The organism is Nitrosomonas supralitoralis (genome assembly GCF_003011925.2).
Taxonomy (GTDB): domain Bacteria; phylum Pseudomonadota; class Gammaproteobacteria; order Burkholderiales; family Nitrosomonadaceae; genus Nitrosomonas; species Nitrosomonas supralitoralis.
The window spans coordinates 1-737 of record NZ_PXXU01000177.1 but is presented as its reverse complement, the minus strand read 5'-3'; the positions used below and the strand labels follow the sequence as shown (position 1 = coordinate 737).

Sequence of the window (737 nt, the reverse complement as noted above, 5' to 3'; positions counted from 1 at the left end):
GATAGGTGGCCATTTCCATCCATAACTCACCAATATCGCGCTCAGGATCGGAAAGTATGGCATCAACATAAGGTAATGAGGCCGCAGTACCGTCATATATTGATTTATACAAAACATGCAGGATCACACCCACCAGTAATGCCTGACTGGTTTTCTGCCAATGATCATTTAATCCCCGGCCATCCGGATCAACCATTAAGGTCGCAAGATTTTGTACGTCACCCACTTCAAAACCATCATGCATGCGGATTTCATCCAAGGGGTTCCAACAAGCACTACCCTTGGGCGATGCAGGATCAAAGCGAATCACTTTATTTCCAGCATGCTCCTTTCTCCAACCGGCTGTGACCGACCAAAGCTCACCCTTCAGATCGGTAATAACTGCACTCTGTCCCCATGAAAGCAGCGTTGGAATCACCAGGCCGACACCCTTGCCAGAGCGGGTCGGTGCATAGCATAGAACATGTTCCGCTCCATTGTGTTTCAGATAGTGCGTGACTCCCCGATCATCCTGCCAAGCACCGACATAAACAAAATCGTTCTGCAGCCGTTTTTTAGTAAATAACCTCTTAAAAAACGAATTCTTCTTAGGCAACAATCGGGCTGCCTGGATATCGGACAAGCTCGCCCACCGCGCTGATCCATGTAAGCTACTGTTCGGTCGAGCTGAATTATCTATAACCACCCTGACCACCAGTGTCAGAAGCAGCCCGACACCCGAAACCAGTACACCCATA

At 48.7% G+C, this 737-nt stretch carries 1 protein-coding gene; it reads right to left on the bottom strand.

The genetic code is table 11. From position 1 onward, the window contains the following. On the bottom strand, nt 1–737 hold a 737-nt coding region (locus C7H79_RS17295), incomplete at both ends, for a type IV secretory system conjugative DNA transfer family protein (protein WP_148667151.1).